The 22194-nt window shown below is 53.8% G+C and carries 15 protein-coding genes; 4 read left to right on the top strand and 11 right to left on the bottom strand.

What is annotated here, in order from left to right:
• Nucleotides 1-131: 131 nt before the first annotated feature.
• Nucleotides 132-809 (top strand): hypothetical protein, encoded by a 678-nt coding sequence (locus tag CDH47_RS14085; protein WP_239985805.1) that lies wholly within the window; start codon nucleotides 132-134, stop codon nucleotides 807-809.
• A 151-nt stretch (nucleotides 810-960) separates the two neighbouring features.
• Here CDH47_RS14085 and CDH47_RS14080 read toward each other — a convergent pair whose 3' ends face one another.
• Both CDH47_RS14080 and CDH47_RS14075 read right to left on the bottom strand, forming a co-directional pair.
• Nucleotides 961-1869: a DUF6160 family protein gene (locus CDH47_RS14080; RefSeq protein ID WP_100640543.1), complete on the bottom strand. Its 909-nt coding sequence runs from the start codon at nucleotides 1867-1869 to the stop codon at nucleotides 961-963.
• A gap of 181 nt (nucleotides 1870-2050) precedes the next feature.
• Nucleotides 2051-2626, bottom strand: a complete 576-nt coding sequence (locus tag CDH47_RS14075; protein ID WP_100640542.1) for a hypothetical protein — start codon at nucleotides 2624-2626, stop codon at nucleotides 2051-2053.
• A 280-nt stretch (nucleotides 2627-2906) separates the two neighbouring features.
• Here CDH47_RS14075 and pabB point away from each other — a divergent pair, with 280 nt between their 5' ends.
• Entirely contained in the window at nucleotides 2907-4337 is a 1431-nt protein-coding gene (pabB, locus tag CDH47_RS14070; protein WP_100640541.1) for an aminodeoxychorismate synthase component I, read from the top strand.
• A gap of 57 nt (nucleotides 4338-4394) precedes the next feature.
• Here pabB and thrH read toward each other — a convergent pair whose 3' ends face one another.
• Nucleotides 4395-5009, bottom strand: a complete 615-nt coding sequence (gene thrH, locus CDH47_RS14065; protein ID WP_100640540.1) for a bifunctional phosphoserine phosphatase/homoserine phosphotransferase ThrH — start codon at nucleotides 5007-5009, stop codon at nucleotides 4395-4397.
• Nucleotides 5010-5252: 243 nt separating this feature from the next.
• Between thrH and CDH47_RS14060 the strand changes: the two genes are divergently transcribed.
• On the top strand, nucleotides 5253-5975 hold the full coding sequence (locus tag CDH47_RS14060; protein ID WP_100640539.1) for a phosphoadenylyl-sulfate reductase: 723 nt from the start codon (nucleotides 5253-5255) through the stop codon (nucleotides 5973-5975).
• Between the two features lie 29 nt (nucleotides 5976-6004).
• Here the strand turns inward: CDH47_RS14060 and cysB are convergent, their stop codons facing one another.
• Nucleotides 6005-6982, bottom strand: a complete 978-nt coding sequence (gene cysB / locus CDH47_RS14055; protein WP_100640538.1) for an HTH-type transcriptional regulator CysB — start codon at nucleotides 6980-6982, stop codon at nucleotides 6005-6007.
• A 254-nt stretch (nucleotides 6983-7236) separates the two neighbouring features.
• Between cysB and CDH47_RS14050 the strand changes: the two genes are divergently transcribed.
• On the top strand, nucleotides 7237-9999 hold the full coding sequence (locus CDH47_RS14050) for a winged helix-turn-helix domain-containing protein (protein ID WP_100640537.1): 2763 nt from the start codon (nucleotides 7237-7239) through the stop codon (nucleotides 9997-9999).
• 274 nt (nucleotides 10000-10273) lie between these two features.
• Here CDH47_RS14050 and dinG read toward each other — a convergent pair whose 3' ends face one another.
• From dinG to hrpA, 7 genes are all read right to left on the bottom strand, one after another.
• Nucleotides 10274-12403, bottom strand: a complete 2130-nt coding sequence (gene dinG, locus CDH47_RS14045; RefSeq protein WP_100640536.1) for an ATP-dependent DNA helicase DinG — start codon at nucleotides 12401-12403, stop codon at nucleotides 10274-10276.
• Nucleotides 12403-13095, bottom strand: coding sequence for a general secretion pathway protein GspB (locus CDH47_RS14040; RefSeq protein ID WP_100640535.1), 693 nt, complete (start codon nucleotides 13093-13095; stop codon nucleotides 12403-12405). Before CDH47_RS14040 ends, dinG begins: the two co-directional genes overlap by 1 nt.
• Nucleotides 13096-13098: 3 nt before the next feature.
• Entirely contained in the window at nucleotides 13099-14772 is a 1674-nt protein-coding gene (locus tag CDH47_RS14035) for an ExeA family protein (RefSeq protein WP_100640534.1), read from the bottom strand.
• 99 nt (nucleotides 14773-14871) lie between these two features.
• Nucleotides 14872-16365, bottom strand: coding sequence for a DUF3336 domain-containing protein (locus CDH47_RS14030; protein ID WP_239985803.1), 1494 nt, complete (start codon nucleotides 16363-16365; stop codon nucleotides 14872-14874).
• Between the two features lie 25 nt (nucleotides 16366-16390).
• A complete protein-coding gene (locus CDH47_RS14025; protein WP_100640532.1) occupies nucleotides 16391-17179 on the bottom strand; it encodes an MlaA family lipoprotein in 789 nt (262 codons plus the stop codon).
• Between the two features lie 25 nt (nucleotides 17180-17204).
• Entirely contained in the window at nucleotides 17205-18326 is a 1122-nt protein-coding gene (locus CDH47_RS14020; RefSeq protein ID WP_100640531.1) for a beta-ketoacyl-ACP synthase III, read from the bottom strand.
• 126 nt (nucleotides 18327-18452) lie between these two features.
• Nucleotides 18453-22193, bottom strand: coding sequence for an ATP-dependent RNA helicase HrpA (hrpA, locus tag CDH47_RS14015; RefSeq protein WP_239985802.1), 3741 nt, complete (start codon nucleotides 22191-22193; stop codon nucleotides 18453-18455).
• Between the last annotated feature and the right edge of the window lies 1 nt (nucleotide 22194).

Genomic DNA, 22194 nt, shown 5'->3' with positions numbered 1-22194 from the left:
CACAAACTAAGGGCTGCGCCCTTGAAAAGCTGCTGGACAACCCGAATACTTGAAGGTAAAGAGATGCGTACTGATTGCTGTAGCCTCAGACACACCTCGTACCTGAGCTTATTGCAGCAAGAGGCCAGATTATGAAGCTCCACAACCTGCCAGCCGGGTGCAAATCCCGCAGGCCCTGCCCCAGCAGAAGCACAACCAAAATAGCAGCGGCTATTGCGGTTACACTTTCAGCCGCAGCCTCGGTGCCGGTAATTGCAGGCGTACAAACCATGACGTCGGATGAGATGGTCGAAACGTACGTAAAAGACTCTGCCGTGATTGTGGTACCCAGGGAAGGAAGAAAAACGGAAGCCGACCGCCAGCGTATCATCCGCGCCCTCACCATCTCCCCCGGAGAGCCGGTGGTGACTGAAGCGGAAGAAGAAGCCTACCGCGAGGCACTGCAACGGCTTTCGGAAGATGGTCAGTCTGATGCACTTACCAATGCAGAGGAAGAATTCCTGCGCCGTGCACTACTGCTTCCGCAAGAAGAAATTGCAAGGGCTCAGCCACCGGCAGAATTCACGCCGAACATTCCGCCGCTGATTTTTGGCCAGCAAATGCAAATTCCGGATGAACCTTTCTCTCAATCATTTCTTAACGATCAGCTTGGCATTGGGTTTGACGGGCAGAACCTGAATTTCTCCATCGGCAACCCGCCGGGAATAGATCAGATTCACCTACCACAAGGGATTAATGAAGGGCCGATTCAGCTAACGCCCAGGCCGGGTGGCGGGTTTGATCTTTCTATTCAGGTGCCGGATCAGTAACAGTAAACGTGAAAAAAATGCCCCGGAGATCATCCGGGGCATTTTTTTGCCTTCCTTGTGAGCTGCAGAAATCTAGACTTCTACAGCTACACAAGGCGGGTCTTCTTTTAACTCAACCTGTAATAATTACGAACATTATTACACTGTCGAATTAGTTGTGGCCGTAAATAACAGCCTTGGTGTTGGTCAAAGCCAGGTTATCAATACCAATGGAACCAAGCGGAAGCGCGGTGCCAGAACCGTCACTACCCAAAGTCAGGTCCATGGAGATGTCCATTGGTGCAATATCCATCTCGATAACCAGAGCTGAACTGCCTGCTCCGTGAACAACAGACTCACCGGAATAAATGGCAAGGTTAGCCGCGGCGAAGTCTGTGCCCGCGCCTTCGTTCGGAGCCTGCTTGGTACCATCTGATGCGATCGCTTCACCGGCGGCGCCAGTGATGACCATGTTCCTTACACCAAGAGCAAGGAAGTCCACATCCACATTCAGCTCATCAATATCAAAGGCAACATCGACACGCAGAACATCCGCAACGCCATTGGCCAGATCAACAGGGATTACGCCGAAACGGGTGTTGGGACTGTCACCTGTAGTATCAACGCGGATATCAAGCTGAGCGAGATCACCAGACAAGCCTAGGTTAGACAGCAGAACCGTGTTTTCACCAGCCTGTCCACCCAAACTCGCCTCTGCCACAGACATACCAAAGTCAACCGGCGCGCCTTGGGGATGAGTAGATGTCAGGTGAATGAATGCATCGCCGTCGGCTTCAACATCGATTACAAGAGCAAAGTCATCCAGGTTAGAAGTATCTTCAACGGTGCCATCAGCAGCGAGAGCGCCACCACCAATTTCGATGCCAGATACGTTGAAAGTACCTTCATCGAAATAAGTGAACTTACCAATGTTTACGTGCGTCTGGAGCTCAATAGTAACACCAGACTGACCGGTGACGTTGCCCATTGCAGAGTCGTCAAGCGCTGTCATGTCAGCTTGAACGGCGAAAGGTGCAGCAGCTACGGCAGTTGCCAGTGCGATTTTTTTCAGGCCTTTCATATTATTCTCCTAAAGCTTTATTTATCATTATTAGTCATTTTTTATTGCGGGCTTTTTCAACCTGCAAATCAAGATTACGCATAGTCAGAAACAGAGTCCGTGATCATCATCACAATTGGTAACAGTTCCTTACACTCCTCTCGAGATGCATGCACAGCAAGGTATTGCTGGGTCCAGAGGCCTAACGACTTTGCTTCGGATCATAGAACAGTTGGTAAGGCTTATCTTTCTGCATCGACTTACCAAATATGAGCTTGCCCTCCTCGATCTTATAGGGAGTAAGGCGAATGGCTGAAACTCCCAGCCTGTGCTCAAATTCGATTACAAGTGCCAAGGCGTTTGAATCTTTCTCAACCTTGGCAGGATAGACAATGCTTGCGGCCAATATCTGCTCGTGACGTGCCGCTGATCTAAGCGCGCTTCGGTACATGTTCACTGCAACAGGATCCGGAGCCGCTTTTGCTTCCCCTGCCAACTTCAAGGGTTTGATCTCACCGGTGTTAAGCATCATCACGGCCATAGGCTCAAGATCACCATTCGCCTGCAGCATTTCCGCCAGATCAGCCATAACCCTCTCCTGAATTTGCTCCAGATTCGCTACAGCCGTCTTCTTGGCAAGCTCAATCTCAAATTCATCAAGCTTTCCATCGTAGAGCGGATGATTTTCGGGAAGCTGGTTATTGCCTTGGGCATTTACGACTCCCGAGGTCAGGAAAATCGCAAACAATGCATATTTAGGCAGTTTTTTTATAAGCATGTAGTCACCTGATAACTAGATAGTTTAGCCAGCCCAGCTTGAGCGGAAGTTTTCACAAGATTTGGAGTTGGTCAAAGTTAGCCTTACAAAAAGCCTTTCCGAGGCTAACAGCATCAAAAGTGTTCCGCTAAAGCTACTCAATTCAGCTAGAATGCCGATTTCCAGATCCGTCCTGGCGTGGCGTCACGTATGAGTGCGTTCATTAGAACAGCGGCCCTCTCGTTTCGACAATGCCCGTTTTGTGGCCTGAGTATCATTCTTCCAATTAACCGGAGTTAATTTGCCACTACCTGTTTCCTCTGTGCTTAGCCTCGAAGATTACAATCATCTGCTCGCACAAGCCGCTCGCGAACCGGACTTTGCCTACCTCGGGAGTGTAGGTTCAGAGAGAGGCCGGGGCGCGCTTAGTGGGTTTTCTGCATGTGCGATTGCAACCAAACGGATTGAATCTGGTGGGGCTGAGGTTGTTGACACAAGCAAGCTGTCTGCAGAAATGGAAAACCTGATTCAGCACTACAAAGTTATGCCGCAGGAATCGCTTAACTTTCTAACCGGTGGGTGGATCGGTTTTTTGAGTTATGAATTCGGGTATAGGAAGGAGCTTCGTTTGGCGCCACTCTGCCCAACTCCGTCAACACCCCTACTGTTTGCCGGTTTGTATTTATGGGCCGCCAGCCACAACCGAACCACCGATACTTACCGCCTTTGGGTTCATCCTGAATGCCCTGAACCGATTCAGCACAGAATTCAGCATTGGCTGTCTTCTGAGCCAGAAAAAAATCCGGAGTTACAGCAGTCGCAAGCGTCGACAGCACCCGAAGGTATAACCAACTCCTGGAAAATGGTCTCCCCCTTTAAACCACGCCAACCAGCTACAGAATTCGTTGCCGGCGTTGGCAAGGTTAAAGATTACATCTACGCTGGCGACTGCTATCAGGTAAACCTCTCCCAGGAATTCAAAGGCAGATACAGGGGGAACCCGTGGATCGCCTTTCAGGCTCTGGCTGAAGCCAACCCCACGCCTTACAGCGCCTTTCTGAAAACCCGTGGCGAATCAGTTATATCTATTTCTCCTGAGCGTTTTCTGGAGATTAGTGGTCGCACGGTTAAAACCAGCCCCATTAAAGGCACACGGCCAAGAGGCTTAACGCCTTCCGAAGACACGGCCCTCGCCGCTGAACTCGAAGCGTCAGAAAAAGACCGCGCTGAAAACCTGATGATTGTGGATTTGTTGCGGAACGACCTCAGCGTACATGCTGCGGCCGGTTCGGTAACCGTAGACAGTCTGTTCGCCCTTGAGTCCTACCGCAATGTGCACCACCTGGTGAGCCACATCCGTGCGGAATTCGCGGCCGGCGTTTCACCCATGCAGGTGTTGTTCGATGCCTTCCCCGGTGGCTCCATAACGGGCGCACCGAAAATTCGAGCCATGGAGATTATCCGGGAGCTTGAGCCTCATTGGCGTGGCCCGTATTGCGGCTCTGTGTTTTATCGCGGGTTGGACGGCACTTTGGACAGCAACATCGCTATCCGTACCATGCTGTGCGAGAAGGAGCTAAAAGACGAGGTCGGCAGTGAGGAAGGAACCATCCGCTGCTGGGGCGGCGGCGGAATCGTTGCAGATTCCGACCCGCAGAGCGAATACCAGGAAACCCTCACAAAAGTAAAACCACTGATGGATTTCCTGGAAAATCTGAACCAGAGCGACTGACCCTCGCTCTGGCTCAACAGCCCTTATGGCAAGGGCTTTTATTCGAGCAAACTGCAATCAAGCGCTGTGAACGGCACTCGCCTTCAGAAATTCCTGTTTCAGGTCTTCAAATTCATGCACTGCCGGGTACTGCGGGAACTCATCAATCACATTCTGCGGTGCGTGGAACAGAATGCCGGCTTCCGCCTGGCCCAGCATGGTGGTGTCGTTGTAGGAATCACCCGCCGCAATCACGCGATAGTTCAGCAATTGGAAGGCACGCACTGACTGGCGTTTGGGGTCTCTTTGGCGCAGCAAGTAGTTAGTAATCTGGCCGTCCTCGGCCACTTCCAGCTTGTGGCACAGCAGCGCCGGGTAGCCGAGTTTCTTCATCAGCGGCATGGCGAACTCATAAAAGGTATCCGAGAGAATCACCACCTGAAAGCGCTCACGCAGCCAGTCCAGAAACTCGCGGGCGCCCGGCAGCGGATCCAGTGTTCCGATCACTTCCTGAATAGCGGGCAAGCCGTATCCATGTTCATCAAGAATGCGGAGGCGCTGTTTCATCAGAACATCGTAATCCGGAATGTCGCGGGTGGTGGCCTTGAGCTCTTCAATACCGGTTTTCTCTGCAAATGCGATCCAGATTTCCGGGATCAATACGCCTTCAAGGTCAAGACATGCCAGTTCCACAGTGATCTCCTGATTCAATGTTTCAAATGAAAATTCTGAATGAGAGCAGGCTCCGCTCCCCTTTGATCAAGGCGGTATCATAAGAAAATCCCGGGCAGAATGCATCGTGCATCGCGACAAAACCGCAAGGTTTTGCGCTAACCTCTAAAGATAAGGAATAACCATATAGATTGTAATTCCTTTATGGAATTAAGGGTTTAATGCTAACCTGCATCAAAACCCGCACTCAGGTACTGATATTTTATGAGCAATATCCGCGAGCTACAGAGCAAACTGGCCGACGAAAGCCCGAGGTCGATTCTGAAAGCTGCCCTCAACCGCTACGATAACATCGCCATTTCCTTCAGTGGTGCCGAAGACGTGGCGCTCATTGAAATGGCCCACAAGCTGACGGACAACCTGAAGGTGTTCACGCTGGATACAGGCCGCTTACATCCGGAAACCTATGAGTTTATCGATCGGGTGCGCAAGCATTACGGCATCAACATTGAGGTTCTGTTCCCAGACACCAAGGAAGTACAGGCTCTGGTGAATCAAAAGGGCTTGTTCAGCTTCTATGAGGACGGCCACAGTGAATGTTGTGGTATTCGTAAGGTAAACCCGCTCAAACGCAAACTCGCAGGTGTGGATGCCTGGATTACCGGTCAGCGCAAGGACCAGAGCCCGGGTACACGGAATAACGTTCCGGTCGTTCAGGAAGATGCGGCTTTCTCTGGTCCCGGCAAAACGCTGGTGAAGTTTAACCCGTTGGCCAATTGGACTTCGAAAGAAGTGTGGGACTACATCCGCATGTCGGAAGCGCCCTACAACACGTTGCACGAAAAGGGGTTTGTCAGTATTGGCTGCCAGCCCTGCACCCGCCCTGTGTTGCCTGGGCAACACGAACGGGAAGGCCGCTGGTGGTGGGAAGAAGCCACACAGAAAGAGTGTGGCCTACATGCCGGAAACCTGATCACCCGCCAGTAAAAACTGGCGGGTGATCGTGGCGCAAGTGTTTAAAGCACCGGCAGTTCTATATCTTTGAACAAAGCTTCTATCTCACTGCGGCTGCTTTGGCGAGCAACAGCCTGATCAATCAGTTCTTTGGTCAGGTGGGGTGCAAAACGCTGGATAAACTCGTACATATAACCCCGCAAGAAAGTGCCCTTACGGAAGCCAATGCGGGTAACACTCGCGCTAAACAGCTTTTTAGCGTCCAATGCAACCAAATCCGGGTCCGTTTTGGGGTCGAACGCCATGCTGGCGATGATTCCTACACCAAGCCCCAGGCGCACGTAGGTTTTGATAACGTCGGCGTCGGCTGCGGTGAACACTACCTTGGGCGTTAAGCCTTTGGATTTGAACGCCTCATCAAGCTTCGAACGCCCTGTAAAACCGAACACGTAAGTTACCAACGGGTGCTCTGCCAGTGCTTCCAACGTGAGCTCGGGTAATTTTGCAAGTGGATGGTCCTTGGGCACAATCACCGTGCGGTTCCAACGATAGCAGGGCATCATAATCAGGTCGTTGAACAACTCCATGGCTTCCGTCGCGATGGCGAAATCAACCGCTCCGTTGGCCGCCATTTCAGAAATCTGCATGGGTGTACCCTGGTGCATATGCAGGGACACATCCGGGTAAGACTCGATAAAACCACTGATAACCGGCGGCAATGCGTATCGCGCCTGGGTGTGTGTGGTGGCTATGCTCAGGTCGCCTTTGCGCTGGTTGCTGAACTCCTGAGCGATTTTTTTTATCCCCTCCGCCCGGCGTAAAATCTCACCCGCCTCACGAACGATAATCTCACCCCCCGGGGTAATGCGGGTGAGATGCTTGCCACTGCGGGCAAATATCTCCAGCCCTAACTCATCTTCAAGAAGGCGGATTTGTTTTGAAATGCCGGGTTGAGACGTAAAAAGGCTCTGGGCGGTTGCCGACACATTAAGATCGTGGTGCGCAACTTCCCAAATATAGCGCAACTGTTGTAATTTCATTAGCTGTATCGCTCCCTGAGTTTCTGGCCTGAGGCGGGCTGCATGTGAATGTAAAAGGGTAAACAGAATCCAAGAATACGCATAACAGACCTGATTTTCATTCTTTTTTAGTATAGAAGAGCTGTTTGATTCAGTTTAGACCAAAATTGCCCCTGCGCAGCCTGAAACGCCGGTGTTTGTTTAACCAACCATTGACTTGAGGGACACAAAGCACACAATCCAAGTTAAACATTTATCAGGCATACAGGACATCAATGCTGTTAACCACCAAATTCCTCAGGCCTGCCACTGATTCCCGAGGCGTACAGCGCGAACGGCTGTGCTCTCTACTAGCACCTGGCCATCCAAAGCGGCTCAATCTTGTAATAGCGCCCGCCGGGTTTGGCAAAACAACCCTCGTAAGCCAATGGTGCACCCGCACGACAGGGCCAATTGCATGGTTGTCCCTGGATGAGCATGATGATGACCCGCTTCGGTTCTGGCGGTACCTGATCAGTGCGTTCGAACACGCCGGCCTTACCGGGCTTGAGCCCTGCCACAAAAGCCTGGCCGGCAGCACCGACGACAGCCTTGATAGTGCAATTACCGCCCTGGTTAACGCTTTGGCTGCAGATGGTGGCCCCTGGTCCTTGGTATTGGACGATTTCCAATTTGCAGACAACGGTCACATACACCGTCAATTCGGGTATTTTGTTGATTATCTTCCCGCTGGCGTGACCGTCACACTGATCTCCCGTACCGAACCTCCCCTGCCGCTGGCCCGATGGCGAGTCCGCCGCTGGGTGCAGGAAGTTCACCCGGCATTGCTGGCATTTTCAGAAGACGAGTGCCGGGAGTTTTTCCACAGCACCATGGGCCTCGACATTTCTGAGCAAGAGGTTCAAAGCATTTGCCGCCGCACCGAAGGCTGGGTGGCCGCCATGCAACTTTCAGCGCTATCCGGCAGCAACAGTGGCCTGGATCAAAATACTGTCACAGGCCCGGAGGCTCCCCAGGGATTGCTTAGCATTGATGAGCGCCATATCAGCGATTATGTGCTGAGCGAGGTGCTTCACAAGCAACCGGATGACACCGTTGCCTTCCTGCTCGACACAGCCTGCTGCCCGCGGCTTTGTGCATCCATGTGTGATTCGATTCGTGGCACGGATAACAGCCAGAAAATGCTGGAAACCTTGCTCTCTCAACACCTGTTCTTGATTCCTTTGGACAATCACAATGAATGGTTCCGTTACCACGACCTGTTCCGTGATGCATTGCTACAGAAAATAAACCGCACAGACCCGGCCCGGGCCTCTATGCTCTGGCAGCGCGCTGTGGAATGGCTGCTTGATCATGGCCAGGTTCAGGGCGCCATTGCCGAGATAGTGCAGAAGGAAGATTGGCCGTGGCTGGCTCTGGTGCTATCAACCCATGGCAACAATCTTATTCATGGGGGGTACCATCTGCCGGTTTTGAGCTGGCTTGAGGCCTTGCCTGAAAATGAGATTAGTGAGAACCCCCAGCTGCAAATGCTGCGGGTGTGGGGAAAGTTTTTCGCTAACCGCCTTGATAACCTTGAACCTCTGCTGACAAATCTCGAGGATTTACTTGACCGCCGTGTGGCTGATTCGGCACCAGACGCAGAGGGCGCCCTTGGTTTGCAGAGCGAAATATCCCTTATACGCTCTTACCTTGCCCGCTCCCGCAGCGATGACAAGAGTGCCAGCGACCTGACCCGGCAGGTTCTGGCAGACATAGACCATACTAAAATCCCATTAAAGTCAGTTACCTATTACGGCATTGGCCTGGACGATTACGGCAGAGGAGACCTCGCTGCCGCCGAAAACTCTCTTAAATCTGCTGTTCATTACGGGCAAATTGAAAGGAAACCCAGCACCGTTCTCTCCAGCGGTGGCCTGCTAGCGTGGATACAGTACAACCGGGGCGATATGGACCAAGCCCTGGATACCTGCACCAAGGTGCGCCAGTGGGTTGATCAACACTACGCAGACCCGAGCCAGCCCCGACTGCTTTCCTGTTGGCTTAGCGCCTCCCTTACCGAGATTTTCCGGGAGCGCAACCAATTGCAAGACGCAGCCGCCCACCTGGAACCTCTGCTAGAGCATGTAAATGAGGGTGCAGAGCCAGGGCAACATATAATAATTCAGCATGTGCGGGGGCATCTCGCCTTCAGCGAGGGCCGTTATCAAGACGCCATCGAGTACCTTGAAGACGCAGAACAGGTTGGGCGCAAACGCCGGGAACACATTGTATTTGAGCCGCCAGCCAGTGCGGCTCTGTTCGCTCGCTGTTATCTGGCCTTCGGGGAGCCGCGCCAGGCCCGGCACATTCTGCAGGCAGTTGAAAGCCACACAGTGACTAATCCACTGAACCGGGAACAGAACAGCATCAGCTATGCCCGCTTGCTGGTTCATGAGGAAAAGCCCGAACAGGCTCTGGAAATACTTGAAGCACTGCTGGCAGATGCCCAGCGCAATGAGCATAACCGGCATGTGGTGGAAGCATTGCTGGTATCAGCAGAAGCACTGGCTCAGCTAAACCGGGATGAAGAGTACGAAAAAAGGCTAGCCCAGGCTGTCGCCGTTGCAACTGAATCCGGTTTCCTGAGGTTGTTTGCTGAAGAAAGCCCCCGGTTACAGGCGCTGCTGCTTGCCTCCCACTCTCTGAAAAGCAATGGAAGCTGGCAACGAAAACTCACCGATATGCTCACGAGCCAAGATCTTGAGAACACCGCCGGCGACAAAGTGAAACAACCCGTACAGGCTTCACAGGTCGACATCCGCAAAACAAAAACTGGCGATTCATTAATGGAGCTTGCAGAGCCACTGAGCCAGCGTGAGCTGGAGGTACTGGAGCTTATTAATGCAGGCCATGCAAACAAGGATATTGCCGTACGCATGGGGGTGGCGCCAGCAACGGTAAAAGCCCACATACGCAATCTGTACGGCAAGCTTGATGTAAGGCGGCGAACGGAAGCCCTCGCCAGGGCCCGGGAATTGGGGATTCTCACAGCCTAACCCCATGCAATTTGTGACATGGATCACACTTTGCAGGAAGTTTTTAACCGGGCTACGCCCTTTGGACGATTCGGCTACGCCCCCTACTCCCCTATTATTAACTCAACGGTGAGGCAAGCCCTCACCCGGAATTCTGAAACTTCAGGCCTTCAGACTTCTTGTAAAGCGTTCTCTAACGCAGGGTTTTAACGTAAGCCCCTTATTAAAAGCCAGCCCTCGGGCTGGCTCTTTTTTTGCCGCTGATTTCTTCAACGGCTTATCCTGCTTTACCTTACTACCGCTCAATAATGCGCCGGAACGGTGGTAATGAATCCAGCAGCAACTGCCCATAACGCCTTGCCACAATTCGGCGATCCAGAATGGTCACTCTGCCAGTGTCTTCCTCTGTTCGGAGGAGGCGCCCCACCGCCTGTACCAACTTGATAGAGGCATCTGGCACGGTAATCTCCATAAAGGGATTGCCACCGCGTTGGCTTATCCACTCTGCCAAACCTGCTTCAATCGGATCGTCCGGAACCGAGAAGGGCAAACGCGTGATCACCACGTGGTGCAGATACTTGCCGGGTAAATCGATGCCCTCTGCAAAACTGGCCACACCGAATAATACGCTGGCCCTACCCTCATCAATGCGATCACGGTGTTGGCGCAAGACTTCGCCCCGTGACATATCATCCTGGGTAATGATCAAATCCGGATAGTCTGGCGCCAAGGCATCCCGCACCTGATGCATCTGACGGCGAGAGGTGAACAGCACAAGGGTGGCGGTTTCACCGGCCCATACATCTGGCAAACGCTTGATCAACTCTTCCGCAAAACCATCATCCGTAGGCATACAGGCCATGGCGGGCACTTCTACGGTTGCCTTCTCTGCGTATCGGAAGGAGCTGGGCACCACTAACAAACGGCTGGCTTCTGGCAGCCCCGCCCTGGCCTGAAGCCTGTCAAAGCGTCCAAGAGCTGTCAGCGTGGCACTGGTTAGCACGGCACCATAGGCCCGCGACCACAACCTTGAGTAAAGCAGGTTGTCGGCCAATACCGGCGAACTGAAGAACGTAATGTCTTCAGCGTGATCCCAGCGCTGCCTTACACTCCAGCGCGCCGGAGGTGGGTTTCCAACCTGTTCAGTCCAGGCAGTCCAGAGTCGCAACTGGTCTTCCGCGCGGCTATGGAAGCCACCAATAACCGGGTACCAGGCCTCGGCTGTATCCCTGTCTATTTCGTGCTGTTTGCGCTCATCAAAAGCACCTTGCAGCTCATCCGCCAAGGCACCCAAGTGGCGCGTCAGGTTGGCAGTGGCAATACGGCTTTCTGCAGCCAGCTCTGCCAGGGTTTCCGGCAGTTCTCCTTCGGGATACCGCCACTGGGCTGAGCCCCGTTCTTCATTGAAATCCCAGCCTGTATTGTGTGTTGCTTCATCGTAAACGCGGGTGAGAACCAAATCTACGTCACGGGACGCCGAGCTAATGCGGTCGACCGTTTTTGTTCCTTGGGTGCCCGGAGCCAGGTAAGGCTGCATTTTCGTCAGCGCCTGGGAAAGCTGTTTAAGCCATTGCCGGGTGGAATTAAGCGGCACAGACGCCGCAAAATGATTCAGCGCCTTGTCTGGCAGATGATGGCCTTCGTCAAAGATGAACAGGGCGTTTTCAGGCTCTGGAAGAATTGCCCCACCGCCCAGCGCCAAATCAGCAAGCACCAGGTCGTGATTGGCGACCACGATATCCACTTCGTCCAGGTCCTTACGGGCATCAAAAAACGCGCAACTGTCAAAATAGCTGCAATGGCGGTTCGTACATTGGCGATGGTCTGTGGTTACCTGCCGCCAAACCTCATCGGGTATCTGCTCGGGCCAGTGATCCCTGTCTCCGTCCCACTTGCGGGAGCCGTAACTTGCCAGCATTTCCTCAAAAAATGCCCGCGTGCCCGGCTCCTCGGTTCCGGGACTGTCCAGCAGGAACAAAGGCATGGTATCACTGTCGCCGTTGCCTTCGTCGTGCAGGCGTGATTCCAGTCGGGACATGCATAAATACCGCCCACGGCCTTTGGCGAGGGTCCAGCTGAAGCTCATTTTGCTGTGTTTTTTCAGGTCTGGAAGATCTTTCAGAACAATCTGATCCTGTAGCGCCACGGTTGCCGTGGAAATCACCAGCGTTTTGCCCAGAGCCCGGGCCACAGGTATTGCTGCTATGAGATAGGCAAGCGTTTTACCGGTACCCGTACCCGCCTCAACCACACACGCCGCTGGCGGTGAGGTGCGCTGGCCGTCGTTTTCGGTAATCTCACCCATGTACTTTGCGATTTCAGCAATCATCAGGCGCTGGCCATAACGGGCGCGAACGCCTTTGCCTTCCAGTACATCGCGATAGGCTTGCTGAATCTGCTGTTTGATCTCTTCCGTTAATGCCATCAGCGCGGACTCACCCAGTCGCGGACAATCCCCACTCGAAAGCTTCTGCCTTGCTTGCTGAGAACCACTCCATTTTCTGTAACTTCCTCTACCGTGATACCGGAGAAGGAGTCGCCTTGGCCAAGATAGTGGCCATTAATCATTACCCGGCTGGCGTAGGGGTCTGTTGAGTAAATATGGCTGTTAAACATCAGGTCCGGGATACTCTTCTGGAATGAAAGGGGGAGCTCAACCAGGTGCGGTACCCGCGCCTTGGGCCCGCTGGGGCTCACCACTTGCGGCTGCCGCGGCTGGCGTACAGACGGAGTTATAATCGCTGGCCACTCTCGTGGGGGCTCTGCTACTGAAGCAGCACTCGCCGGACTGCTGTCAGGCTTGGCTGCTGCACCCGTTACCGCAGTCTCGCTTGCGGTCACGGGCGTTGTATTCTGAACTGGTTCGGGCCGTGTTGCTACATCTTGCACTGGCGCTTGCACGTCTGGCTCCGGGAGCATATCGACCGTCCTCTCTGGCCAGAACACAACCGCCAACACCAAGGCATTCACCATCAACGCCAGTGCGACCCAGACCACGGGCGACACTCGCTTTTTTTTCGGGCGGTGTATCAACTGCACCTGCTGCGCAAGATCCGGAACTTTTCCCTGGCGGCGCTCGGTTTCAGATTTTCTGAGGGCATCAAGAATATAGGACATAATCTATCCCTTCCCCTCGGGCTCTGCAGTCACAAGCCTTGGAACACTTGCCTTGAGGTCATTGTTGATCTGAATAATAGTCATGGCACCTGCAATGCCATCCACTGTCAGACCTCTCAAGGCCTGGTACCATCGCACCTGCTGCTGTGCAGGCAGGCGTTTTATTCTTGCGGTGTCCTCAGCCGATTCACCGTGGGCCTCCGCAAGCTCCATCATGCGGGCCCCAATCCACAACTCCTCATTTGCCGCTCCGTTCCCGCCGGAACCTTTGGCTAAGAAATCAGGAAGCTGCCACAGCACGCGGTATTCACCAAACCACAAGGATTCCAGGCTGGAAAGAGCTACCTCGGCAGAACCTTCGGGAAGCGCTATTTCCGCCACATCGCCCTTGATACGTCTCAATACAGCGTAGCCCTTGTTACCCGCATCATCCTGAAGCATCAGCATGGCTGGCCTGTCCAGGAATGCCAGGCTACGGCGATTGCCTTGGCGCTCCAGGCAACCCAGGCCATTCCTACGGGCAAAATCGCAGGCAATGGACGATTCTTGCGGGCTATAACTGACGCCCCATATGGCAAATAAACGGCGGAAGGCTTCTGGCAAACTTTGAGCCTGTTCAGGAAACCTGAAGGACAAGGGTTCTGGCGTGGCCACCTTCACGATTTCTGGTTGTTCATCACGCAACACCGCGCCAACCTGTTCGATTGGCGCTGCATCCGACTCAGAGACGACTTCCTCCTGCCCGGACCACTGCTGGTATACCCAATAGGTGCTTATTATTGCCAACAGCAGCGATGCTGAGAGCACAAGGTATCCACTCAAAGCAGGTTTGCCCTCACGACTCCCGGGAACTGGCCCTGGCCCCAAATTGTTGCTACCCCCAACTTCCCTGGCTGCCTGCCGTATATGGGCCGCTGTCACTTCATACTCGCCTTCAGAGTATGCGCCTAACAGAGCACGATCACTGATCAGGTTAATCAGGCGGGGTATCCCATTGCTCATTCGGTAGAGCTTACGCACGGCTGAAGGTGTGAACAGATCACCCCGCATACCCGCAACCCCAAGCCGGTAGCTGAGGTAGGCCGGCAGTTCATTGCGATTGATGGCATCCAGGTGATAACGGGCAGTTACCCGCTGGTTCAGTTGGCGAAGTTGCGGAAGCGAAAGCATCTGCTGCAGTTCCGGTTGGCCCAGCAACACTATCTGCAGCAGTTTCTTTTCTGCTGTTTCAAGATTGGTCAGCAGGCGCAACTGCTCCAGTACATCTGCAGACAGATTCTGAGCCTCATCGATCATCAGAACCTTATGCCGGCCAGCCGCATGGGCGCCAAGCAAATCCCTGTTAATCAGGTCTACCAGCTCTTTGATGGTGGCATTGGGCGGGTGCGCAATTTCCAGTTCGTCGCAAATCGAAGAGAGCAGCTCCCGGGCAGAAAGCCGGGGGTTCAATATCAGGGCAATGTCTACATGGGCCGGTGCATTTTCGATGAAGCACCGACTTACAGTGGTTTTGCCCGTACCGACTTCCCCAGTAATAACAATAAAACCGCCCTGCCCCTGCACGCCATACATCAGATGAGCCAGTGCCTCTTTATGGCGTTCGCTCAAATACAGGTAGCGGGGATCAGGCGCGATAGAGAACGGAGGTTCCCTGAAGCCGAAGAAGTCGTAATACATGGGCGTCCAGTCGAATACTCAGGCGCCGGGCTATCGGCCAATTACCGGGCCAGGCTCTTTAGCAGCGTATCATACCGCTCGCCTCGCAGGCCTGTCATCTCAGGATGTTCCGGAATCCGCACTGTTTATCAGCCTGAGTTCTGCAGCACTGCGACGGTTCTGTTGTTTCAGGCGGCGCACGCAGCGCTCCAGGGTTTTGGAAATGCGCGCATGGGAGCGAATCATAGAGATTTTGGGCCATGTTGCGCGCTCGCCGGCCAAGGTCATTTCCCGCACAAACTCCGGATTGGGGTCGGCGAGCATTCGGGTGTAGTCCTTGAAGCCATAGGTGGGTGCGATGGTCACATCCCCGGAGTACCGTTGTGCCATGATGGTATACATGTGGCCAGAAACCTGTCGAAACAGCTCGGGGCGAGCGCGTTTGCGGAGGTAATCAAACACACCACGGCCGTGAAACTGCATCTCGGATTTCATCAGGTGCAATGGCAGGCTGGCCAGTGACAGCTTCTCATCCGTGCTCCGATCGCTGAGAAACGGAACCACGTGTGGATTGGTCTGACTTACGATGGTGAAATTCACATCGTAAAGGTGCATCAGCCGCTCAATGGGCAGGTCGCTGACTACGGAACCATCCACAAACTTCAGCCTGGGCATGTACGGCAGTGCCTGTCCCTGAATATCTTTTTTCATCAACGTAACCGGCGGGAAAATGCCAGGTACGGCGGCGCTGGCAAGAGCGGCACTCCACACCATCAAATAAGGCGAAGTATAACCGGATAACAAACGCGCCTTCTGATGCGCCTGCACGGGCGACACGCTCATATTGATGGAGCGGCCGGTTCGCTGGTATGCCTCTTCAAACGTGTACTCACCGATGTTGGTTCGCAGGCAGGTGCGCAACTGCTCCTGATCCATCAAGCCGTCACCGCGCAGGGCACTGAGCAGACCGCGGTACTTCCAGGCTTTCAGATTGTGGTTTTCCGGCACCAGCATCTCGGGGATTTCAGCATCTGTGTGCACGCCCAGCATGCCAGCAACAATCGCGCCGGCACTTGAGCCTGTAACAACCTGGGGCAGCAATCCTCTTTCCCAGAGCGCCTTGATCACCCCGAAGTGGAACATGCCAAGGCTGGCACCGCCGCTCAATAGTAAGGTTGGCCTACCGTAACTGGTGAGGGTGTCGCGAAAGAACTGCAGTTTGTCTACAACCGGAAACCCGGGTACCGGATGATCACACAGGAAATCCAAGGCTTCGCATGCCTGGGCGATGTACTCTTCTATCAGATGTTTTGTGCCAACCCGGGATTGCGTATACAGCGCAGGGTTGCCCATGTTTCCCAGGTCGTGATGCAGCCCTTCCCGAAGTGCCCGCTTCAAACGCTCAAAGTCATTCTGCTGGCGATACTGCTTGATACTGCTGAGGCGATCATAAAGCAATTCGTAGTGGTAGTGTTCAGAGGCAAAGTCCTCTTTCCACTCAGCATTGCCCTCCAGAAAATCCAACTCCAGGGCTGCCGCCTTCCACACCTCATAGTTAGGTGCCTCGGCCAGCATTTTACGAAATTTGTTTATCCTTGGGTCTTTAAATACCACGTATATCCCTCACCAGCCGCACGCATCAGAAATCATCCAGCATCAGGTCTTCATCGTCATCACTGGCAAAGGGATCCCGGGTCACCATGCCATCATTAATGAGAAACTCTCTGCGCTGCAAGAAGGCATTGCGAACGAATACATACACATCGCCCGAAATAAAGCCCTCTGCCGGTATCAGATCCGCACGCTTATCAACAATCTGAACTCCCCGGGCGTAGTAGTTGTCGGGGCTGTCAACATTGTCCCACAAGGAAGGCAGCAAGAAACCATCCGTGCCAAGACCGCTCAGGTGCCTTGGGCTGGACGGGCCGAGAAATGGCAACATCAGGTAAGGGCCAGAGCCCGCGCCCCAGTAACCGAGTGTCTGGCCAAAATCTTCCGGCCTTTCCGGCAAATCAAACGCCGTTGCAACATCAATCAAACCACCCAGGCCAAACACTGTGTTGTAGGTAAACCGGCCAGCAGCAACGATGGCAGACTCGCCCTTCAGCTGCAAAATACTGTTGGTGAAGTTTCGGACTTCTGTGAGGTTGTTAAAAAAGTTTGTGATTGCACGGTCAGCAAAATCCGGCATGAATGTACGATAGGCTTTCGCCACTGGCCGCAACGCCCAGCGATCGACCGTGTCGTTAAACCTGTAGACCTTGCGGTTCCAGTTTTCATATGGATCCTGCGGATTAACCTCAGGAGCGCTCTCAGGAACAGGCTCTACTGCACTTTGAGCCTTAACGGGGTCTGCTGACAATACCAACGCAAACACGGCCACTAGGGACACGGCTTCAAGCCAGCCCCGGGGTAAAAATTTTCTCATGCTCAACTCTTGGGTTGAAAGGCTATCAGCGTCGGCGCACTACAACACTGCCAATGGAATAACCCGCACCGAAGGAGCAGATAACACCCGCATCGCCAGTTTTCAGGTCGTCTTTGTGCTTATGGAACGCAATAATGGAACCGGCGGAGCTGGTGTTCGCGTACTCATCAAGAATCACCGGAGCTTCGTCTTCGGTTGCGTCCCGGCCAAGTACCCTGCGTGCGATTAGCTGGTTCATGTTCAGGTTGGCCTGGTGCAACCACATTCTGCGCAGGTCATCTGGCGAAAGCGAAAGGCTCTGAAGATGATTCTGAATGGTTTCGGCCACCAGCGGCGACACTTCCTTGAATACTTTACGACCCTGCTGGATAAACAGTTTATCGGGCTTGCCAATTCCGGACTCATCTGCCCTGTTCAAAAAGCCAAAATTGTTCCGGATATTATTTGAAAAGGTGGTTTTCAAACGGGTACCAAGAATCTCAAACCCTTGCCCTGCTTGCGTATCTTCCTCTCGCTCCACCAGAATAGCGGTGCAGGCATCACCAAAAATAAAATGGCTGTCGCGCTCACGGAAATTCAGATGGCCAGAACAGATCTCCGGGCTTACCACCAGTACTGCCCGGGCAGCTCCGTTCTCGACGGAGTTAACAGCCGCCTGCAAGCCAAAGGTTGCAGAGCTGCAGGCAACGTTCATGTCGTAGGCAAAACCATCAATACCCAGTGCAGCCTGAACTTCAATCGAAACCGCCGGGTAGGCACGCTGCATGTTGGAGCAAGCCACGATAACTGCATCTACATCACTGGCTTTCTTGCCAGCTTGGGCGAGTGCTTCGTTGCAGGCCACAACAGCCATATCACACTGCACAGACTGCTCATCATTGCTGCGCTCAGGAATGTACGGCGCCATGCGTTTCGGATCAAGAATGCCTGATTTGTCTATTACGTGCCGGCGCTTGATACCCGAAGCTTTTTCTATAAAGGCCGAAGAAGACGGCTGCAAGGCCTCGGTGTCACCACGCTCAATCGCGTCAGCGTGCTCCGTGTTATACATTTCGACATACTGGTTAAAAGCTTCAACCAGTTCATCGTTATCAATGGTTGCCGGCGGTGTGTACAGGCCGGTTCCGGAAATGACGGCTTTAATCACGCTAACCCCACGTCATGAAGATGAAAGTTAAAAGACAAGAACAGTGTTTCTTGCAGAAATACTAACACAGTCCGCAGAATTTGCGCGCCCCGTAGAGCCACCTACAAAAGGTAGTGAAATCTGTGCCTACACACGGGTTAGCTGCCACTGTTTATCAAGGCGCTTGGCGGACACCGTCATGGCCGTGCCCAATTGCTGAGCAAAAAATGATACCCGGAACTCTTCCAGCATCCACCGGTACAGCACCAATTCCGGGTCTCGAACCCCCTGCTTTTTCTGTTCATCCCGCTTGCTGGCGTAGCGGGCCCATAGGGGCTCGATGGTATGCAAAAACTCCCGCTCGCGGCCCATTTCCCTTGGCATTTTTTCCAGCCTGACCAGCGCAGCCTCGAAATAACGACCAAACTCCGCCAGCCATTGCGGCGGAGTTTCAACAAGAAATCCCGGATAAACAAGGTTTTGCATCTGAAACTTCAAGTCGGCCATACTGTTTGCAAGGGCCAGATTGATCTTGCCTTTTAAACGCCTGGCAATTTTCTGGTAGCCGGTCATGGCTTGGTAAAGCCTTTCGTCAGCCTCCTCAAGGGCAGGTATGAAATCCCCTCGGCGCTGATCCATCAGCGCATCAAATGCGTCTCGACTATCCGGTAACTGATCGTGCAAAAAGTGCTCCATGGCACTAGACAGCAGCAAATCATCCAGAAGAACCTTTGCCTGACCAATAGGCGCAAACATCAAGGCTGACTGTTTGAAACGGGGGAGCTTGCGCTCCAGATCATCCAACGTACTACCAAAGCGGTTCAGGATAAGCCGTGCGACACCCTTCCGGGTTGTGTCTTCCGCAGTCAGGCGATCCAGGCAGCGAATCTCCTTGACAGATTTCCCTAAATCCTCAAGTGCCGGGAAAACCGTAATCTGCATGCCGCCCTTTTCGGTTTGAACCTGCTTCGGAAGCTCGCCAAATTCCCAATCGGTGTACTCTCCCGCCGGCTCCTGGTCTTCGCTTTCCCTGGTTGCAGACGCAAGTGCGGCTTCCGCCCGCCCTTCGAGTTGATCCTGTAACTCGGCGGCCTCACGGCTTTCCGCTATGACTTTGCCGCCATCCCCTAAAACCCTGAGATTCATTCGCAGATGGCGCGGCAGCTCATCCCTTGGCCAGGCTTCAGGGTCAATGCGCACTCCGGTCATTCGGCGCAACTGCTCACCCAGCTGAAGCGCCAAAGGCTCGTTGGATGGCTGCAGATTGGCAACGGCGGCATCGACAAAATCCGGCACCGGAACGAAATTGCGTCGCAGCGCTTTTGGCAGGCCCTTCACCAGAGCTATGCATTTTTCCCGAAGCAGCCCTGGCACAAGCCATTCCAGTCGCCGGGACGGAATCTGGCGAAGCGCCATGAGAGGCACCTGAAGCGTAACGCCGTCACGCTCGCTAGTGGGTTCAAATTCATAACTGAGCGGGTAACGAACCCCTTCCCACTCCAGAAAATCCGGGTACAAATCGGCAGCTTGAGCATCAACCGGCCGTTGAAGCACGTCGGCTTCAGTCAGTTCCATATTGCGAAGCTCTTCTGCGCCAAGACTCTTCCACCAGTTCTCAAAATGGCGACCGCTGACAATGCCCGCAGGCAAGCGCTCATCGTAAAAACTGACTAACACCTCGTCGTCAACCAACAGATCCCGGCGTCTGGTTTTGTTCTCCAAAGCTTCAACGCTTACCAGCATGTCGCGATTGCGACTGATAAACGGCGCTTTCGACCGGTAATCACCTTCCACCAGGGCATGGCGTATAAACAGGTTGCGGCACTCAACCGGGTCTATTTTGCTGAAGGCAATGGGCCGTTTTGGCACCACATCCAAGCCGTAAAGGGTAATCTTCTCAAACCCCATTACCTGGGCTCGTTTCTGCTGCCAGTGTGGCTCAAAATAATGTCGCTTCACCACGTGCCCGGCCAAAGGCTCTATCCATTCTGGCTGAATGGCCGCCACCATACGGGCAAACACCCGGCTGGTTTCCACAATTTCTGTGGCCACAATCCATTTGGGCCCGGTTTTGGACACTTTCGATCCGGGAAAAATCATCACTTTGCGATTACGAGTGGCAAGGTATTCTTTTTTCTCTACCTTTGTGGCTACTTGCCCTAGTAGCCCTGCCAGAATGGCCTTGTGTAGAGCCGCGTAGGATGCAGGCTCTTTGTTAAAAGACAGCTTCTGCTCACGGCAAATCAAGGTAAGCTGGCGGTGAATGTCGCGCCACTCACGCATGCGCATCCAGCTCAGGAAGTTCTTCTGGCACAACTTTTTCAGTTGGTTCTGAGACAGTTCCTGGCGCTGCTCTTCGTAAAAATTCCAGATGTTGAGCAGGGTGACAAAATCGGATTCCTTGTCATTGAACGGAGCGTGGGCCTGATCTGCGGCTTGCTGTTTGTCCTGGGGGCGCTCTCTGGGGTCCTGAACGGTTATCCCCGCAATAATAACCAGGGTCTCTGCCAGACTTCTGTGGTCTGCAGCTGTTACCAGCATCCGCGCAAGGCGGGGGTCCAGCGGCAGCTTCGACATGGTACGACCGAGCTTTGTAACCCTGCGCTTGCCGTCCACCGCGCTGAGTTCTTCCAGCAGTTTATAGCCATCGTTAATCAGGCGCTTATCGGGCGCCTCTATAAACGGGAAGTGGCGAATTTCACCGAGCCCTGAAGTAGCCATTTGCAAAATAACGGCCGCCAGATTGGTGCGCAGGATTTCGGGATCTGTGTATTCCGGCCGATTAAGGAAGTCGGCCTCGTCGTACAGGCGAAAACAAATACCCGGCGCCACCCGGCCACAGCGCCCTGCCCGCTGGTTGGCACTGGCCTGGGACACAGGCTCAATGGGCAGGCGTTGAATTTTTGAGCGGACACTGTATCGGCTAAGCCGTGCCACGCCCGTATCTATAACGTAGCGAATGCCTGGCACCGTCAGCGAAGTTTCAGCCACGTTGGTAGAGAGCACGATTCGCCGGCCACGATGGCTTTGGAATACCCGGTTCTGTTCCCGGTTGCTTAACCGGGAATACAGGGGCAGCACTTCTGTGTGCCTTAGTTCTGCATGTCGCAGCATTTTGCTCAGGTTGCGAATCTCCCGCTCCCCTGGCAGGAATATCAGCACGTCCCCCGGTGGCAGTTTTGCACTGCGCTCATGCTGCTCAATTTCATCCATCACCGCCAGAACACCGTCGTTCCAGCCCTGGTCGCGATCGTCTTCATCTCCGGTCAAGGGGCGATAGCGGATGTCCACGGGAAAGGTTCGGCCACTGACTTCCAGCACGGGCGCGCTGTGGAAAAACTCGCTGAATCGTTCAACTTCAATGGTCGCCGAGGTGATGATGACCTTGAGATCAGGGCGTTTGGGGAGAAGTTGCTTGAGATAGCCCAGCAAAAAATCGATGTTCAGGCTGCGCTCGTGGGCCTCATCAATAATCAGGGTATCGTAACGCTTGAGAAAACGATCGTGTTGCACCTCCGCCAGCAGAATCCCGTCGGTCATGACTTTGACACGGGTTTGCTCAGAAGTGTTGTCGGTAAAGCGCACCTGATAGCCAATCTGATGGCCCACCTGCTCGCCCAGCTCATCGGCAATACGAGCTGCGACACTGCGAGCGGCAATACGCCTTGGCTGGGTATGACCAATGAGGCCGCGAATGCCGCGGCCCATGCTCATACAGATCTTGGGGATCTGGGTGGTTTTTCCGGAGCCGGTTTCGCCTGCAACGATGATAACCTGGTGGTTTTCAATCGCTTGGCGGATGTCATCCACGCGATCAGAAACCGGCAACCCTGCCGGAAAACTGATCGGTTTGTGCAGGGCCGCCCGGATATCAGCTTGCGAAGTCACC

Source organism: Marinobacter salexigens, from assembly GCF_002806945.1.
In the GTDB taxonomy this organism is placed as follows: Bacteria; Pseudomonadota; Gammaproteobacteria; order Pseudomonadales; family Oleiphilaceae; genus Marinobacter; species Marinobacter salexigens.
Note: the sequence above shows the minus strand (reverse complement) of the source record. Positions and strands in the feature narration are given on the sequence as shown.

Bases quoted from the DNA above. Each gene is read 5' to 3' on its own strand.
- CDH47_RS14085 (WP_239985805.1), top strand. From the start codon at position 132: ATGAAGCTCCACAACCTGCCAGCCGGGTGCAAATCCCGCAGGCCCTGC.
- CDH47_RS14080 (WP_100640543.1), bottom strand. From the start codon at position 1,869: ATGAAAGGCCTGAAAAAAATCGCACTGGCAACTGCCGTAGCTGCTGCA.
- CDH47_RS14075 (WP_100640542.1), bottom strand. From the start codon at position 2,626: ATGCTTATAAAAAAACTGCCTAAATATGCATTGTTTGCGATTTTCCTG.
- CDH47_RS14060 (WP_100640539.1), top strand. From the start codon at position 5,253: ATGAGCAATATCCGCGAGCTACAGAGCAAACTGGCCGACGAAAGCCCG.
- cysB (WP_100640538.1), bottom strand. From the start codon at position 6,982: ATGAAATTACAACAGTTGCGCTATATTTGGGAAGTTGCGCACCACGAT.
- CDH47_RS14050 (WP_100640537.1), top strand. From the start codon at position 7,237: ATGCTGTTAACCACCAAATTCCTCAGGCCTGCCACTGATTCCCGAGGC.
- dinG (WP_100640536.1), bottom strand. From the start codon at position 12,403: ATGGCATTAACGGAAGAGATCAAACAGCAGATTCAGCAAGCCTATCGC.
- CDH47_RS14040 (WP_100640535.1), bottom strand. From the start codon at position 13,095: ATGTCCTATATTCTTGATGCCCTCAGAAAATCTGAAACCGAGCGCCGC.
- CDH47_RS14035 (WP_100640534.1), bottom strand. From the start codon at position 14,772: ATGTATTACGACTTCTTCGGCTTCAGGGAACCTCCGTTCTCTATCGCG.
- CDH47_RS14025 (WP_100640532.1), bottom strand. From the start codon at position 17,179: ATGAGAAAATTTTTACCCCGGGGCTGGCTTGAAGCCGTGTCCCTAGTG.